At 69.9% G+C, this 16,353-nt stretch carries 13 protein-coding genes and 1 riboswitch; of the genes, 7 read left to right on the top strand and 6 right to left on the bottom strand.

Annotated features, from left to right (window positions below; translation table 11 throughout):
* Window positions 1–10: 10 nt before the first annotated feature.
* The 5 genes from ACFYR3_RS34725 to ACFYR3_RS34705 form a co-directional block, all read right to left on the bottom strand.
* Window positions 11–1,783: an ABC transporter substrate-binding protein gene (locus tag ACFYR3_RS34725; protein ID WP_389285885.1), complete on the bottom strand. Its 1,773-nt coding sequence runs from the start codon at window positions 1,781–1,783 to the stop codon at window positions 11–13.
* A gap of 38 nt (window positions 1,784–1,821) precedes the next feature.
* Entirely contained in the window at window positions 1,822–2,820 is a 999-nt protein-coding gene (locus ACFYR3_RS34720) for an ABC transporter permease (RefSeq protein WP_355852357.1), read from the bottom strand.
* 475 nt (window positions 2,821–3,295) lie between these two features.
* Window positions 3,296–4,096 (bottom strand): enhanced serine sensitivity protein SseB C-terminal domain-containing protein, encoded by an 801-nt coding sequence (locus ACFYR3_RS34715; protein ID WP_355852360.1) that lies wholly within the window; start codon window positions 4,094–4,096, stop codon window positions 3,296–3,298.
* 228 nt (window positions 4,097–4,324) lie between these two features.
* Window positions 4,325–5,101, bottom strand: coding sequence for an enhanced serine sensitivity protein SseB (locus ACFYR3_RS34710; RefSeq protein WP_355852363.1), 777 nt, complete (start codon window positions 5,099–5,101; stop codon window positions 4,325–4,327).
* A 63-nt stretch (window positions 5,102–5,164) separates the two neighbouring features.
* Window positions 5,165–5,836, bottom strand: a complete 672-nt coding sequence (locus tag ACFYR3_RS34705; protein WP_356784208.1) for an AAA family ATPase — start codon at window positions 5,834–5,836, stop codon at window positions 5,165–5,167.
* A gap of 172 nt (window positions 5,837–6,008) precedes the next feature.
* Window positions 6,009–6,105: riboswitch (glycine riboswitch) on the top strand.
* A 147-nt stretch (window positions 6,106–6,252) separates the two neighbouring features.
* Here ACFYR3_RS34705 and gcvT point away from each other — a divergent pair.
* The 4 genes from gcvT (at window position 6,253) to ACFYR3_RS34685 (ending at window position 10,711) form a co-directional block, all read left to right on the top strand.
* Complete coding sequence (gene gcvT, locus ACFYR3_RS34700; protein WP_355852369.1) at window positions 6,253–7,371, top strand: glycine cleavage system aminomethyltransferase GcvT; 1,119 nt, start codon at window positions 6,253–6,255, stop codon at window positions 7,369–7,371.
* 158 nt (window positions 7,372–7,529) lie between these two features.
* The gene (gene gcvH, locus ACFYR3_RS34695; RefSeq protein ID WP_355852372.1) at window positions 7,530–7,907 is read left to right on the top strand and encodes a glycine cleavage system protein GcvH; all 378 of its coding nucleotides are present in this window, start codon (window positions 7,530–7,532) and stop codon (window positions 7,905–7,907) included.
* A gap of 11 nt (window positions 7,908–7,918) precedes the next feature.
* The gene (gene glyA, locus ACFYR3_RS34690) at window positions 7,919–9,181 is read left to right on the top strand and encodes a serine hydroxymethyltransferase (RefSeq protein ID WP_355852375.1); all 1,263 of its coding nucleotides are present in this window, start codon (window positions 7,919–7,921) and stop codon (window positions 9,179–9,181) included.
* Between the two features lie 162 nt (window positions 9,182–9,343).
* Window positions 9,344–10,711: an L-serine ammonia-lyase gene (locus ACFYR3_RS34685; RefSeq protein ID WP_355852378.1), complete on the top strand. Its 1,368-nt coding sequence runs from the start codon at window positions 9,344–9,346 to the stop codon at window positions 10,709–10,711.
* 413 nt (window positions 10,712–11,124) lie between these two features.
* Here the strand turns inward: ACFYR3_RS34685 and ACFYR3_RS34680 are convergent, their stop codons facing one another.
* Window positions 11,125–12,099: a helix-turn-helix domain-containing protein gene (locus ACFYR3_RS34680; protein WP_355852381.1), complete on the bottom strand. Its 975-nt coding sequence runs from the start codon at window positions 12,097–12,099 to the stop codon at window positions 11,125–11,127.
* 264 nt (window positions 12,100–12,363) lie between these two features.
* Between ACFYR3_RS34680 and ACFYR3_RS34675 the strand changes: the two genes are divergently transcribed.
* From ACFYR3_RS34675 to ACFYR3_RS34665, 3 genes are read left to right on the top strand one after another with little or no spacing between them, the layout of a single operon-like run.
* Window positions 12,364–13,656 (top strand): ATP-grasp domain-containing protein, encoded by a 1,293-nt coding sequence (locus ACFYR3_RS34675; RefSeq protein WP_355852384.1) that lies wholly within the window; start codon window positions 12,364–12,366, stop codon window positions 13,654–13,656.
* Between the two features lie 28 nt (window positions 13,657–13,684).
* The gene (locus ACFYR3_RS34670; RefSeq protein ID WP_389285881.1) at window positions 13,685–14,920 is read left to right on the top strand and encodes an ATP-grasp domain-containing protein; all 1,236 of its coding nucleotides are present in this window, start codon (window positions 13,685–13,687) and stop codon (window positions 14,918–14,920) included.
* Complete coding sequence (locus ACFYR3_RS34665; protein ID WP_389285879.1) at window positions 14,917–16,254, top strand: MFS transporter; 1,338 nt, start codon at window positions 14,917–14,919, stop codon at window positions 16,252–16,254. Before ACFYR3_RS34670 ends, ACFYR3_RS34665 begins: the two co-directional genes overlap by 4 nt.
* The last annotated feature ends 99 nt before the right edge of the window (window positions 16,255–16,353 follow it).

Genomic DNA, 16,353 nt, shown 5'->3' with positions numbered 1-16,353 from the left:
TCCGGGGCTGCTACTTCTTCGTGGTGCCGATGTTGAGGTAGTCGTACTGACCGCTGAAGGCCGCCGTGGAGACCAGGTTGGTCGCGAACTGCGGGCGGGCCAGCAGGACCTTGAAGTAGGTCAGCGGCACGAGGACGGCGTCGTCCATGGTCTTCTTGTCGATCTCGGTGTACAGGCCGTTGCGCGCGGCGTTGTCCTGCGTACCGATCGCCTTCTCGAGGAGGGCGTTGACGTCCTTGTTGTCGTACTGCGACAGGTTGGTGTTACCCGAGTCGCCGATCGCGGAGCCGTTCAGGATCTGCTGCAGGAAGCCGTAGCCGGAGGGCCAGTCGGCACCCCACTGCATCATGATCAGGCCGATGTTCTGCTTCTCGGTGAACTTCGGGACACCCGCGTAGTCGGTGAAGTACTTGCCCGACGGGTACTGCTTCAGGGTGGCGTTGATGCCAGCCTTCTTCAGCGAGGCGATGATCGCGGTGGCCGCGTCGATCTCCTGCGGGCGGTCGCTGCGCGCGGAGATGTTGGTGCTGATGGTCGACTTGCCACAGGCCTTGAGCTGGTCCTTGGCCTTGGTCGCGTCACCCGTGTTGCCGGCGGACGCGTAGACGTCCGACTTGGCGTAGCCCGGGATGTCCGGCGGGAGAACCGTGGAGGCGATGTCGCCACGGATCGGGCCGCCCTCGGCGGTCTGCACCGAGACCTTGTCGATCGCGAACTGCACGGCCTTGCGGCACGCGACGTTGTCGAACGGCTTCACCTTGGTGTTGATCGCCATGTAGACGAGACGGCCACCGTAGGTGTTGTCGGTGTTGGCCTTCTTGGCGGCGTCGGTGAGCACCTGCGCCTGGGTCGCGGCCTGGACACCGGTACCACCGAGGTCGATCGCGTCGCCCGCGAGGACGTCCTTGTCGATCGTCTCGGCGTTGACCTTCAGGTTGACGACGATCTTGTCCGGGTACTGCTTGCGCAGCGGGTCCGTCTTCGCGTCCCAGTTCTCGTTCCGCACGAGGACGGCCTGCTTGCCGTCGGAGTAGCTCTGGAACTTGTACGAGCCCGAGGACACGATGTTCTTGACGTAGTCGACGCCGTTGTCCTTGGCCTGCGGGACCGGCGCCGTCTGCGGCGAGGCGACCAGGTAGTCGAACTCCTGGAACGCGGTCTTCAGGTGGAAGACGACGGTCGTGTCGTCAGGGGTCGCGATCGAGTCGAGGCCCTTGCCGCTCTTGTCCTTGTAGGGACCCTTGTACTTGTCGCCGCCCACGAGGAACTGCTGGAAGTAGTTCGGGCCGAGGGAGAGTACGTCACGCGCGAAGTTGGAGCGCTCGACCGCGTACTTGACGTCCTTGGACGTGATCGGCGTGCCGTCCTGGTACTTCAGGCCCGCACGCAGCTTGTACGTCCAGGTCTTGCCGCCGTCGCTCGGGACACCAGCGCTGGCCGCGAGGTCCGGGACAAGGGTGTTGCCCTTCTGACCGGCGCCGGGCTGGAACGTCATCAGCGGGCGGGCGTACAGCCGGCTGAGGTTGTACATGTACGCGTAGTACGTGTTGCCCGGGTCGAAGGAGTCCGGGACATCGGAGTACTCGTACGTAACCGTGCCCCCCTTCTTCGTGGAGGCGTTGACGACGTCCTTGGTCGCTGCGTCGGCCCCAGCTGATTTGGTGGTGCCGTCGTTCTTGTTGTCATCGGCCTTGCTGCAGCCTGCAACGAGCAGACTCGCGGAGCCGATGGCCGCTATAGCGGCCAGCGCTGACCTTCGCATGATGGGCGGGTTCCCCTCCATTGTCGGAAACTTGATGGTCTCTCGGTGTGCGTCAGGCATCAGCGGCTGCGCGGGTCGAGAGCGTCGCGGAGACCGTCGCCGAGCAGATTGAAGGCGAGGACGGTCACGAAGATGGCGAGGCCGGGCACGATCATGAACTGCGGGTCGACCTCGTAGTAGGTGACCGCTTCCCTGAGCATGCCGCCCCAGGACGCCTGCGGGGGCTGGATGCCGACCCCGAGGAAGCTGAGGGACGCCTCGAAGAGGATGTTGGTCGGGATGAGCAGCGTCGAGTAGACGATGATCGGGCCGACCAGGTTGGGCAGCAGCTCCCGGAACACGATGTACGGGCCCCTGGCGCCCATACCGCGGGAGGCGTCCACGAATTCCCGCTCACGCAGGGCGAGCGTCTGGCCTCGGACGATCCGGCCCAGGTAGGGCCAGTTGAAGAAGCCGATCACGAAGATCAGAACGCTCAGGTGGAGCGGGAGCCCTTCGAGGCCGAACGCGCCGCCCTGCAGGGTGGCGGAGATGGCGATCGCGAAGAGCAGGAGGGGGAAGGCGAGGAAGGTGTCCATCAGACGGCTGATGATCGAGTCGACCCGCCCGCCGTAGAAGCCCGCGACGACGCCCAGGATCGCGCCGATCACGTTCGACAGGATGGTGGCGCCGAAGGCGACGACCAGCGACACCCAGGAGCCCTCCAGGACACGGGTGGCCAGGTCACGCCCGAACTTCGGGTCGACACCGAGCGGGTGATCCGCGCTCATGCCACCCGAACCGCCCTTGGGGAGCGAGGTGTTGGGGTCGATCAGGTCCTGGTGGAAGGCGTTCGGGTCCAGCCCCAGCATCGACTGGATGGGCCGGGCGAGGATCGCCATCAGGATGAGCAGTACAACGATGACACCGCCGGCGACCGCCACCTTGTCGCGCTTGAAGCGCGTCCAGGCGATCTGTCCCAGGGAACGGCCCTCGATCTGCCCCTTGCCGGCCCCGGCAAGCACAGCCTCTGGCTGCGCTTCCGTTGCCGCCGCGGTGGTCTCGATCGGTGCGGTCACAGTGACCCGACCCCTCTCGCCGGTGGTGACCGGCCTACGCCTGCCGCTGTCTGCGGCTTGGTTCACTTGCTCGCCGGGAAGTTGACCGCAGGTGGTGCGGCCCGATGACCCGGCTGTTGATTCGACTTGCACTCGCTCACGGGATCGAAGACCCGTGTCTGATGGGGGAGTCTTCAGTGCCGCCACGATCAGGTGCCAGGCTTCATGGAGAAAGTATGCGCAACCGTGATGCTTGTTGTGGGATTCCGTTATCCGAACAGTGGGTAACGGGAGTCGGACGGTTGCCAATTGGCATCAAAGACCCCATAAGGGCCTTTTCGGTCAGAGGTTGCACCAAAACGGGACAATCGACATATACATCCGCTTCCCCGCAGGTCAGCAGCATGGGACGCACGACATATGAAGGCCGTGTGCAGGGTCATGATGCCAGCCGAACTCGCACTGGCATCCGACAGGTCCGGGATTCGGGACGCCCTCAGTAGCCGCCGCGGGCCGGCGGATAGCCGTAGCCGCCCGCCATCGGCGCCTGCGCGGGAGCCGCGTGCGCCTCACGGTCGTAGAACGGCCGGGCGTTTGCGCGCAGCCACATCGCCACCGGGTCGAACTCGTCCGACATCGCGACGGTGGAGACGGGCAGCCCGTCCGGGACCGCCCCGATGGACTGCTGCATCATCGCCCGCACCGAGTCCACGGCGGGCGGTGAAGTGTCGTACACGTCAAGACCGATGGCGAGATACGGCGCCCCGAGCGCGGGCTGGACCCAGGCTCGGCGCAGCGAGCGCACGGCCGGGGTCAGATGCGCGTTCTGGGTCAGCAGGGCGTAGAACTGCGGGATTTCGATGCCGGGTTCGGAGAGCCGGAGCGGGCCCGCGGGCTGCCGCTCCAGGCCTGTGGCGATCCGGCGCAGATCCAGCCAGGGGATGCCGAGGCCGCCGCCGGGGGCGTGCGGATTGAGCCAGAGACCGAACTGGTCGGGGTACAGGGTGCGGGCGACGTCCAGCCCGTCCACGACCTCGTACGAGCGGTTCCAGCCGCTGGCCGAGAGTTCCTGGGCCGAGGTGACGCAGGGCGCGTACCCGAAGCCTTCCACCTGCATGTTCCCGTACTGGGCGTCCGGAGAGCCGGCCTGGCCGTGCCAGAGCAGCATCCACACCTGGCCGGACGACGGGGTCGCGAGCGCGCGAAGGAGCGCCTCGTAGGAGTCGTAACGCCCGGGTGTCACCTGGCGCAGCATGTGCTCGACCTGCCCGGCCGCGGCCGTGCCCGACGCGCTCACCCTCAACCGCCCCTTCGCGAACAATTCACGACGAACTCATCCCTATACGCCCGAGGCACCGGTTACGAACGTGCGTCAACACCTCGACCAGGCCATGAAACCAGCTTATGCGGCGATCGCGCTCCGCCGGGGGAAGCAGCCGAGAGCCGGGGCCCGCCGCGCGAGGGAGCCCCGGGCCCCGCGGGACCGGGCGCACGGTTTCCCGGGCGCCCCCGGGACCGGCGGCGTTCAGTGACCGTGCTGGTAGAAGGGGCGCACCTGGGCCCGCATCCAGTCGCCGACCGGGTCCTGCGTCACATCGAGGAGAACCAGGTTCACCGGAATGTTCATCGGGACGCGGCCGAGGGCACGGCCCAGGGCGTCGAGGGGCAGTGTGCGGGCCTCGCCCTCCCACACCGAGAGCTCGACGCCGATGAACATGACCGGATCGGCGCCCTCGATGCTGGCCAGACAGCGGCGGGCGCTCAGGACGACGCCGGTCCCGGCGAACTCGGCCGAGGCCGCGGCGAGGAAGTCCATCGGGTCCTCCTGCCAGTCGGGCTCGAAGAGCCGCACCCGGCCACCACTGGCCGACCCGTCCAGCGGGGTCCGTCCGGCCCGGCACAGCTCGGCGACGGCCATCGGCGGCAGCGGCACGCCGACCACGCCGTCCGGGTTGACCGCGATGCCGACCTGCGGCGGAAGTCCGCGGGCGAACTCCACCGCGGGCGCGATCGTGTAGGACATGTGGCCCCCGGTGGCCTGGCGGAACTGCTCCTCGGAGCTGAAGACGGGGACGTACACCTGGCCCCCGAGGTCCATCGTGGGCAGATCGAGCGGACCGCTCTGCGGGCCGCCGCCGTTCGGCAGCGGCACCCACACGAAGCTGCGGCCGAGCACCTCGACGATGCGAGCGCCGGCCGAGGGCCCCGCGGGCATGCCGAGGGAGGAGGACAACACCTCCTCCAACTCGTTGCCGGGCCAACCGCCGTGCGGATGGGGGTGCGCCTGTGCCGGAAAGTCCATCTGTCTACCGCCCGCTTCGAACCGCTGTTCCAGCTGGAAAGGTTAGTGGGCCACCGCGACCGCTCAGTGGCCGAAGTCGATCCTGCGCAGCACATCCGCCGCGTCCCGGTCGATGAGCACCGCCGAACCGCACCCCTCGGGCAGGTTTCCCTTCTCGGCGGAGCGCAGCAGCCGGGCGACCGCGCCGCGATGGCGGGCGAAGGCGTAGCGCGAGACGCCCCGGCCGCGCTCGCGCTGGCCGCCCAGCGCGGTGCCCGGCGTGACGTCGAGCAGCAGCAGGTGCAGCGCGCCGCCCCGGCGCCGTGCCTCGCGGGCGAGCCAGCGGCGCACCCAGGCCTGCGTACCGCAGTCGTGCACGACGAGTCCGCCGCCGCCCCGCAGCGCGCGGCGCAGGCCGGCGTAGTGCGCGAGGCGGACGAGGGGGCGGTAGACCACGTACGGCAGCAGGCGGGCCGTCCGGCTGTCCCAGCGGTCGCGGGTGTCCTGCGAGTCGACGCGCGCGCCCCGGACCGCCCGCCGCATCAGCGTCGACTTGCCACTGCCGGGCAGTCCGGTGACCACGACGACGTCGCGCGCCCCGAAGCGCAGACCGTGCGGGCTGTGCCCCACCCGGTCGCGAAGATCCCGGACGACGGCCGCCTGAAGCGGGCCGCGTGCCTTCCGGGCCGGTGCGCCGGGCTGCTCGGGCAGCGCGAGACCCGAGGTCGTCGCGTACGCCGTGGTCCTGTTCACCATGGCCGTCCTCCCCTTGGGTGTGGAACCCCATCCCCGTCGACTGTAAAGAGAAGGTAATGCCCGGCGCTTCCCCTTTCCATGCGCGGACTGCCACAGCCCGGTTACAGATGCCGGACTGCCGGGATCGGACAGCGCGTGCGATGATGGCCGCGCCAACTGCATACCGGCCGCTTGAATCCGCGCGGGAGAGTCCTGGGTACGTGTACCCGGGCGCCGAAGGAGCAAGTCCCTCCCTTGAATCTCTCAGGCCCCGTTACCGCGCGGGCGAGGCACATCTGAAAAGCGGGCCGCCCACCGGTGGCTCCACCCAAGGTGCAAATCAGGACCACCATTTCGTGGGGTCGTGATGAACCTCTCAGGTTCCGATGACAGATGGGGAGGAACGACCTCGCCGTCATGCCTTGGGAGCCAGACCGATGAGCAGCACCGCACCCCGTCACACCGCGCTCGATGCCCTGCATCGCTCGCTGGGCGCGACGATGACCGACTTCGCAGGCTGGGACATGCCCCTGCGCTACGGCTCCGAGCGCGACGAGCACCTCGCCGTCCGCACGAAGGCCGGCCTCTTCGACCTCTCCCACATGGGCGAGATCACCGTCACCGGCCCCGAGGCCGCGGCTCTCCTGAACCACGCGCTGGTCGGCAACATCGCCACCGTCGGCGTCGGCCGCGCCCGCTACACCATGATCTGCCAGGAGGACGGCGGCATCCTGGACGACCTGATCGTCTACCGCCTCGCCGAGCACGAATACATGGTCGTCGCGAACGCCTCCAACGCCCAGGTGGTGCTGGACGCGCTGACCGAGCGCGCCGCCGGTTTCGACGCCGTGGTGCGCGACGACCGTGACGCGTACGCGCTGATCGCCGTGCAGGGCCCCGAGTCCTCCGGCATCCTCAAGTCGGTCACCGACGCGGACCTGGACGGCCTGAAGTACTACGCGGGCCTGCCGGGCACGGTGGCCGGCGTTCCGGCCCTGATCGCCCGCACCGGCTACACCGGTGAGGACGGCTTCGAGCTGTTCGTCGCCCCCGCCGACGCCGAGAAGGTGTGGCAGGCGCTGACCGACGCGGGCACCCCGGCCGGGCTGGTCCCCTGCGGTCTGTCGTGCCGCGACACGCTGCGCCTGGAGGCCGGCATGCCGCTGTACGGGCACGAGCTGACCACCTCGCTGACCCCCTTCGACGCCGGTCTCGGCCGGGTCGTGAAGTTCGAGAAGGAGGGCGACTTCGTGGGGCGCGCGGCGCTGTCGGAGGCCGCCTCCCGTGCCGAGCAGAACCCGCCGCGGGTCCTCGTCGGCCTGATCGCCCAGGGGCGTCGCGTGCCGCGCGCCGGGTACTCGGTCGTCGCCGGCGGCCAGGTGATCGGCGAGATCACCTCCGGCGCCCCCTCCCCCACGCTGGGGAAGCCGATCGCCATGGCGTACGTCGACGCCGCGCACGCCACGCCGGGCACCGCCGGTGTCGGGGTGGACATCCGGGGCAGCCACGAACCGTACGAGGTCGTGGCGCTGCCGTTCTACAAGCGCCAGAAATGACATTGGTCCGCACGGGCCGGACATGACACGGATGCCCGTCGGGCTCCGGCACTGACGGGCGAGCCCGTCGGGCGCCGGACGTGACCCTGGGCACATCCGCCCGGGTCACCCACGCTTCCCTCCATCAGCACTCCACCGCGTACAGGAGAATTCAGGCCATGAGCAACCCCCAGCAGCTGCGCTACAGCAAGGAGCACGAGTGGCTGTCCGTCGCCGAGGACGGCGTCGCGACAGTCGGCATCACCGAGTTCGCGGCCAACGCGCTCGGCGATGTCGTCTACGCCCAGCTCCCGGAGGTCGGTGACACGGTGACCGCGGGCGAGTCCTGCGGCGAGCTGGAGTCGACCAAGTCGGTCAGCGACCTGTACTCCCCGGTCGACGGCGAGGTCGTCGAGGCCAACCAGGACGTGGTGGACGACCCGTCGCTGGTGAACTCCGCGCCCTTCGAGGGCGGCTGGCTGTTCAAGGTGCGCGTCGCGGACGAGCCCGAGGACCTGATGTCCGCCGACGAGTACACCGCTTCCACCGCCGGCTGAGGAGTCACCGCATGTCGCTTCTGAACACCCCCCTTCACGAGCTGGACCCGGACGTCGCGGCCGCCGTCGACGCCGAGCTGCACCGCCAGCAGTCCACCCTGGAGATGATCGCCTCGGAGAACTTCGCTCCGGTCGCGGTCATGGAGGCCCAGGGCTCGGTCCTGACCAACAAGTACGCCGAGGGCTACCCGGGCCGCCGCTACTACGGCGGCTGCGAGCACGTCGACGTGGTCGAGCAGATCGCCATCGACCGCGTCAAGGCGCTGTTCGGCGCCGAGCACGCCAACGTGCAGCCGCACTCGGGCGCCCAGGCCAACGCGGCCGCGATGTTCGCGCTGCTCAAGCCGGGCGACACGATCATGGGTCTGAACCTCGCGCACGGCGGGCACCTCACCCACGGCATGAAGATCAACTTCTCCGGCAAGCTCTACAACGTGGTCCCGTACCACGTGAGCGACGAGACCGGCCAGGTCGACATGGCCGAGGTCGAGCGCCTCGCCAAGGAGTCCCGGCCGAAGCTGATCGTGGCCGGCTGGTCGGCCTACCCGCGGCAGCTGGACTTCGCGGAGTTCCGTCGCATCGCCGACGAGGTCGGCGCGTACCTCATGGTCGACATGGCGCACTTCGCCGGCCTGGTGGCCGCGGGTCTGCACCCGAACCCGGTGCCGCACGCCCACGTCGTCACCACGACCACCCACAAGACCCTCGGCGGCCCGCGCGGCGGCGTGATCCTCTCGACGGCCGAGCTGGCCAAGAAGATCAACTCCGCGGTCTTCCCCGGTCAGCAGGGCGGTCCGCTGGAGCATGTGATCGCCGCCAAGGCCGTCTCCTTCAAGGTCGCCGCCACCGACGACTTCAAGGAGCGCCAGCAGCGCACGCTGGACGGCGCGCGCATCCTGGCCGAGCGTCTGGTCCAGGACGACGTGAAGGCCGTCGGCGTGGACGTCCTGTCCGGGGGCACGGACGTGCACCTGGTCCTGGTCGACCTGCGCAACTCCGAGCTGGACGGGCAGCAGGCCGAGGACCGCCTCCACGAGGTCGGCATCACGGTCAACCGCAACGCCATCCCGAACGACCCCCGCCCGCCGATGGTCACCTCGGGCCTGCGCATCGGTACGCCCGCCCTCGCCACCCGCGGCTTCACGGCCGAGGACTTCACCGAGGTCGCGGACATCATCGCCGAGGCGCTGAAGCCGTCCTACGACGTGGACGGCCTGAAGGTCCGCGTGTCCGCTCTGGCCGACAAGCACCCGTTGTACCCCGGCCTGAAGTAGTTCCGTAGGCTTTCTGTCCTACGTTGTATTCACCCGTACGGTTCCTTTCGTACGGACATCCGGGGCACCGCGCACACTGGAAGAGCGCGGTGCCCCGTTCCATGCGGTCCCGCACCACCTCCGCCGGACAACGGCGTCCGGCGAAACCACCTAGGAGTTCCCGTGGCCATCTCGGTCTTCGACCTGTTCTCGATCGGCATCGGCCCGTCCAGCTCCCACACGGTGGGCCCGATGCGCGCAGCGCGCATGTTCGCCCGGCGGCTGCGCAACGAAGAGCTGCTCGCCCCCGTCACAGCGATACGCGCCGAGCTGTACGGCTCGCTGGGCGCGACCGGCCACGGCCACGGCACCCCCAAGGCGGTGCTGCTCGGCCTGGAGGGCGCCTCGCCCCGGACGGTGGACGTGGAGGGCGCCGACGAGCGGGTCGAGCAGATCAAGACCTCGGGCCGGCTCAACCTGCTCGGCGAGCACGAGATCGACTTCTCCTTCGCCGACGACCTGGTCCTGCACCGCCGCAAGGCCCTGCCGTACCACGCGAACGGCATGACGATCTTCGCGTACGACGCCTCGGGCGAGCTCGTCCTGGAGAAGACGTACTACTCGGTCGGCGGCGGCTTCGTGGTCGACGAGGACGCGGTCGGCGAGGACCGCATCAAGCTCGACGACACGATCCTGAAGTACCCGTTCCGCACGGGCGACGAGCTGCTGCGGCTCACGAAGGAGACCGGCCTGTCGATCTCCGCCCTGATGCTGGAGAACGAGCGGGCCTGGCGCACCGAGGAGGAGATCCGCGAGGGGCTCCTCGGCATCTGGCGCGTGATGCAGGCGTGCGTCTCGCGCGGCATGGCCCGCGAGGGCATCCTGCCGGGCGGCCTCAGGGTCCGCCGCCGCGCCGCCCTCTCGGCCCGCCAGCTGCGCGCCGAGGGCGATCCGCTGGCCCACGCGATGGAGTGGATCACCCTCTACGCGATGGCGGTCAACGAGGAGAACGCGGCGGGCGGCCGGGTGGTCACCGCCCCCACCAACGGCGCGGCGGGCATCATCCCGGCGGTGCTGCACTACTACATCAACTTCGTGCCCGGCGCCGACGAGGAGGGTGTCGTACGGTTCCTGCTCGCCGCCGGAGCCATCGGCATGCTCTTCAAGGAGAACGCCTCCATCTCGGGCGCCGAGGTCGGCTGCCAGGGCGAGGTCGGCTCGGCCTGCTCGATGGCGGCCGGCGCGCTCGCCGAGGTGCTCGGGGGCAGCCCCGAGCAGGTCGAGAACGCCGCCGAGATCGGCATGGAGCACAACCTCGGCCTGACCTGCGACCCGGTCGGCGGCCTGGTCCAGATCCCCTGCATCGAGCGCAACGGTATGGCCGCGGTGAAGGCCGTGACGGCGGCCCGGATGGCCATGCGCGGCGACGGCTCCCACATGGTCTCCCTCGACAAGGTCATCAAGACCATGAAGGAGACCGGCGCCGACATGAGCGTCAAGTACAAGGAGACGGCCCGGGGCGGGCTGGCGGTCAACATCATCGAGTGCTAGGGAAGCGGGCCCTGACCAGCGCGTTCGTTTCTTTCGGCGCTGTCGGGGCCTTCCCTGCTTGGGGAAAGTCCCCGGAAAGTCCCTGGGACGTCGGAGCGCGGGACCAGGGTGTGTTCGGCCCGGCCGGCCGCTCCGCCTCCTGGCCGCTCACCCGCGCGCCCCCGGAGAGGACGGCGACATCCAGACCCCGCGGGTCCAGGTCGTCCAGGGTGACCAGGTCCGACATGGGCAGGGACAGCGCCAGTTCGGTGCCCAGGTCCCGGCCGACGCCGCGCCGATCCAACGGGCACCACCCGTTCCACGGGCACGATCCCGCCGTCGAGCAGGGCCGGGCACTCCCGGCCCACCGCCCCGGTGGCGCCCACTACCGCGATGCGCAGCATTCCCCTCCTCCTGTCGCCCCGCGCGGGGGCTCAATGCCTGGTCGTGTCGGGTAACCGGCCCCGGAAAGCACGCCGGTACGCGTTGGGCGTGGTGTTGAGGAAGTGCACGAACTGGTACCGCAGGGCGGCCGCGTTGGCGAATCCCGTACGGGCCGCCACCGCCTCCATCGTCTCGTCGGTGTTCTCCAGCAGCCGCTGGGCACTCAGCACCCGCTGGGCCAGCAGCCACCGATAGGGGGTGGTCCCCGTCTCCGCCCGGAAGCGGCGGGCGAAGGTGCGCGGCGACATGCAGGCCCGCGCCGACAGCTGCTCGACGCTGATCTCCTGGTCCAGGTGCCGCTCGGCCCAGGTCAGCACCTCGCGCACGCCGTCCTCGCCGTACTGCGCCACCGGCCGTTCGATGTACTGGGCCTGGCCGCCCTCCCGGTGCGGGGGCACCACCATGCGCCGGGCTATGGCGTTGGCGACGTCGCTGCCCTGGAGCTTGCGCACCAGGTGGAGGCAGGCGTCGATCCCCGCGGAGGTGCCGGCCGAGGTGAGGATCGGGTCCTCGTCGACATAGAGCACTCCCGGTTCGACCTGGGCCTTGGGGTAGCGCTCGGCGAGGGCGTCGGCGTACCGCCAGTGGGTGGTGCAACGCCGTCCGTCGAGCAGCCCCGCGGCGCCCAGGACGAAGGCCCCGACACAGACGCTGACAACCCGGGCCCCGCGGGCCACCGCCTGGCGCAGGGCCTCCAGAAGAGCGGGCGGAAAGTCCCGGGTGTGGAAGTCGTCCCCCACCGGGACGGCGATGAGATCGGCCTCCTCCAGCCGGTCGAGTCCGTAGGGCGTGCTGATGGTGAACCCCGGCACCGCCCGGACCGAGGGTGATTCCGCGGCGACGAGCGCGAAGTCGTACGCGGGCAGTCCCTCCTCGCGGCGGTCGATCCCGAATACCTCACATACGACACCCAGCTCGAAGGGATGGACATTGTCGAGCAGGACCGCGGCTACGTTCTTCAGCATGTGTTCCAATGTGGCAGTGATACATGGTGTTCTGACAGTCCCTCCGCTGTCCTGTCCCATGGCCGAATCAGCCCTCATGCTCACGGCATGGACCTGAAGCGGTCGGGATTCTCTCACTCGCGCTCATGGGCGGACCCACACCGTTGACGGGCCCGGCAGCAGTCCGGTGCCACGCTCACCCCCGCGCGCAGGCTGGCAGTAAATCGTGGATGCGTGGCAGTTCCGCCACTGTCGCCGCGGGGCCCCGGCCAGCAGAGTTGAGTCATGAAGTCCACTGGGCGGCAGCACGTGATCGTCGTAGACGGCTACCACATCAGGGACGGCGACGACCGTGGCTTCGCCAGCGCCTTCCGGGCCCGGGGCGTGCTGCCGGTAACCGTCATGAGCAGCCCACGGCCTCTGGCGAAATTCGTCAAGAAGAACATCTGGTACCCCGACGACTTCGAGGCCGTGCACTTTTACGACGGCGACTTCGAGGCCATGGTGAAACTCGTCGAATCCTACGACCCGGTGGGCATCGTCACCGGAAACGAGAGCGGTGTCGAATTCGCCGCCCAGCTCGTCGAACGCCTCATGCCACAGTTCCAGAACGTGCCCGGAAGTGCCAAGTGCCAACGTCACAAAGGGGAGATGGCACTCGCCCTGGAGCGTGCCGGTGTTTCCGGTCCGCGCACCCTGTCGACCGCCGACCCCGCCGAGGCCGCCGCCTGGATCGAGGCCACCGGGCTCACCGGCCGGCCGCTCATCCTGAAGCCGCCGCACAGCGCCGGGACCGACAACGTGCACTTCGTGCCGGCCGGCGGCGAGTGGCTCGGCTACTTCACCCACATCCTCGGCCAGGTCAACGGGTTCGAACTCCGCAACGACACCGTCATCGTGCAGGAGTTCCTGGAGGGGCCCGAATACATCGTCGACCTGTACTCGGTGGACGGACGGCACGGTCTGGTCGACACCTGTGTCTACGCCAAGAACGACCGGGGCCCCCGCATCGGCATCTACGACGTCGCCGACTTCCTGGCCCCCGATCACCCCGACGTGGCGGTCCTCGCCCCGTACGTGATGCGCGCCGCGGACGCGGTCGGCATCCGCAACGGCTCCACCCACGCCGAAGCGATCATGACGGCGGACGGGCCACGGCTGGTGGAGCTGGCAGCCCGCTACTCGGGCAGCTGCATGATGATCTCCGGGTCCCTCGCCACCGGCGACAACCAGATCGAGCGCACCGTACGGCACGTCCTCGACGGGGAGTTCGCGCCGTCCTTCGAGCTCGTGAAAGAGGTCCGTACGCTCTGGCTCTGCTCGGACCGGGCCGGCCCCGTGCGGAACATGGAGATCCTCCGGGCGATCGCCGACCTGCCCACCACGTTCTCCATGTCGATCCCGCCCGAGGGCCGGGACATGCCGGTCACCAACGACGTGACCACCAGCCTGGGCTGGGTCATCCAGGGCGCCGACGACCGGGACGCCATCGAGAAGGACTCGGCCCGCATCCGCGAGCTGGAACGAGCGTGGAACGCGGCCGCGCAGGACGCGGCCGGCACCGGGGGGACCGCCTGACATGCAAGGCCGGCGCTACGGGGCCCAGGTGCCCCATCTTCTGCTCATCTGTCCGCGTCACGACATCCTGGGCAAGTTCGTCGGCCTGCCGGTCGCCCTCACCGTGGTCCACCGCCCGGGCGGGGACCGGAAGCTGGAGGAGTCGCTCGCCCTCGCGGTGGTCGACGCCGACTTCACCGACCCGCAGGCGCTGCTCACCGTCGCCCGTGAGGTGCACGCCCGGCGTCCCGTGGACGCGGTGCTCGGGCTCACCGAGCTCTCCCTGCGCCCGGCGAGCGTGGTGGCCGAGGAACTGGGTGCGCGCGGCAACTCGCCGACCACGCTCGCCCTGACCCAGGACAAGGCCGCCATGCGCGGGCATCTGCGGGACCACTGCCTGGGCGCGGTCGCCCACCAGGTGTGCGCCACCGTCGACGAGGCCCTCGCGCTGCTCCGCCGCTGTCCGACCGGCGTGATCCTCAAACCGGTCGACGGCAACGGCGGAACGGGCGTGCATCTCGTGCATACCGAAGGGGAACTGGCCGAGGCGTGGGCCTGGACCAGCGGTGCCAGAACCGGTTTCGCCTGGCCGCAGGGCGAGTCCGCGTCCACGGTGCTGGCCGAGGAGTTCCTCACCGGCCAGGAGTTCAGCGTCGAGTCGCTCTCGGCCGCCGGACGCCACCGGGTCCTCGCGGTCACCCGCAAGCACACCTCGGGCGGCCCGCATTTCGTGGAGACCGGTCACGACCTGCCCGCGCCGCTGCCGGCCGACCGGTACCGGACGCTCGTCGACGCGGCGCTGAACGCCCTGGACGCCGTCGGCTACGCCTGGGGACCCTGCCACACCGAGGTGATGCTCGCCGAGGACGGCGACCGCGCCACCGTCGTCGAGATCAACGCCCGGCAGGGCGGCGACCAGATCTGGGAACTGGTCCACCACGTCACCGGCATCGACATGCTGCAGGGCGCCGTCCTCGCCCTCGCCCACGGCGTGCTGCCGGGGCCCGGTACGGGCCACGCGGGCGGCGCCTCGATCCGCTACCTCACCCCACGGCCCGGCCGGGTCACCGAGCTGACGGGCGTGGCCGAAGCCCAGGCCATGGAGGGCGTGATCCGTATCGGTGAACTGCCCGAAGTGGGCGACGAGTTGGCGCCGCTCGGCGACTCCTGGAACCGGGCCGGGCATGTCGTCGCCGCGGGCCCCGACCCCAAGGCCGCCGCCGACGCGGCCGACGCGGCGGCCGCCCGGATCGTCATCCACACCGACGAAGAGGTGGCGCGGTGACACCCGAGAAGGGGGACGGGGTGACACTCGCCGGGAACTCCGGAACGGAGGCGGAGCGCACCCCGAAGGCACGGACCGGCCGTTTCGTCACGGGCCGGGGTCCGGCGTACGTCGTCATCCTCGGCCGCTTCACCACCAACATCGGCTTCTTCATGGTCGTACCGTTCCTCGCGGTGCACCTGACCAAGGGCGAGGGGCTGAGCAGTTTCCAGACCGGTCTGCTCTTCGCCGTCATGGAATTCACCCGGCGCGGCCTCGGTATCCCGTCCGGCTGGGTCAGCGACCGCTTCGGCGCCGCCCGGATCCTGACCCTGGGTCTCGCCGTCGAGGCGGGCGCGTACGTCGTGTTCACCGTCGCGGGCGGCAGCTTCATCGCCTGGGGCGCGGCGGTCGCGCTGCTCGGCGTCGGCGGCTCCCTCAACAACAACGGCGCCCGCAGCGTCCTCGCCTCCAGCAAGTCCGGCGGGGTCGCGGCCGACCTCAGCCGCTACTACGTGTCCATCAACGGGGCCGCCCTGATCGGCCCGCTGATCGGCACCGCGCTGATGGCGGGCGGCGCGATGAAGGCCGGGTTCCTGATCGCGGCCGCGCTGCACCTGGCGTTCGCCGTGACCTCCGCGGTGCTGCTGCGCGGCCTGCACGCCACGAACGCGGCGCCCATCAAGGCCGCCGCCATGGCCGAGGCGCTGCACGACCGCCCGCTGATGATCTTCTGCTCGCTCGCGGTCGGCGGCTGGTTCCTCATCACCCAGTACCGGGTCGCGCTGCCGCTGACCGTCGTCCACCAGAAGCTGTCCTCCGACCTGGTCGGCCCGCTCACCGCGGGCAACGCGGTCGTGGTGATGCTGACCGTGTGGCTGCTCGGCTCGCGGATCGAGAAGCGGTCCACGATCGGGCGCCTCGACATGTTCATCGCGTCCGGAGTGCTGCTCGGCGGCGGCTGGCTGCTGTGCTCGGTCGACGGGATCAGCCCGATCGTCGCCGCCGTCGTCGTCACCTCGATCGGCGAGTCACTGTTCTGCGGCGTGGTCGACGCGGTCGTCGCGGGCCTCGCGACCGAGGGCCGTACCGGCCTGTATCTGGGCTACTCCACGATGGCCTGGGGTGTCGGCGGCATGCTGGGCGGCTTCGTCGGCGGCGGCTTCGACCTGGCCGCCGGCCACGGCGCACTGCCGCTGTTCTGGCTGGTGCTGGCCCTCGTGGGCATCGGGTACGGGGCGGGCACCCGAGAGGTGCGCCGCTCGCTCGCCGGGGCGGTGGAACGGCGCAGGACCCCCGAGTCCGCCCCGGCCGGCACACCGTCCCCCGCCGACACGCCGACGCCGTCCGGCTGACCGGCCCCGCCGGACCCAGGTACGCCCGCCGGACCCAGGTCCGCGCGCCTCGGGCATGCACACGCAACGACCCGGCACACCCACAACGACCGACCGAGA

This window comes from Streptomyces sp. NPDC005784, assembly GCF_042871525.1.
GTDB lineage: Bacteria > Actinomycetota > Actinomycetes > Streptomycetales > Streptomycetaceae > Streptomyces.
The sequence above is the reverse complement of the archived record's forward strand: the minus strand, read 5'-3'. Positions and strand labels throughout refer to the sequence as shown.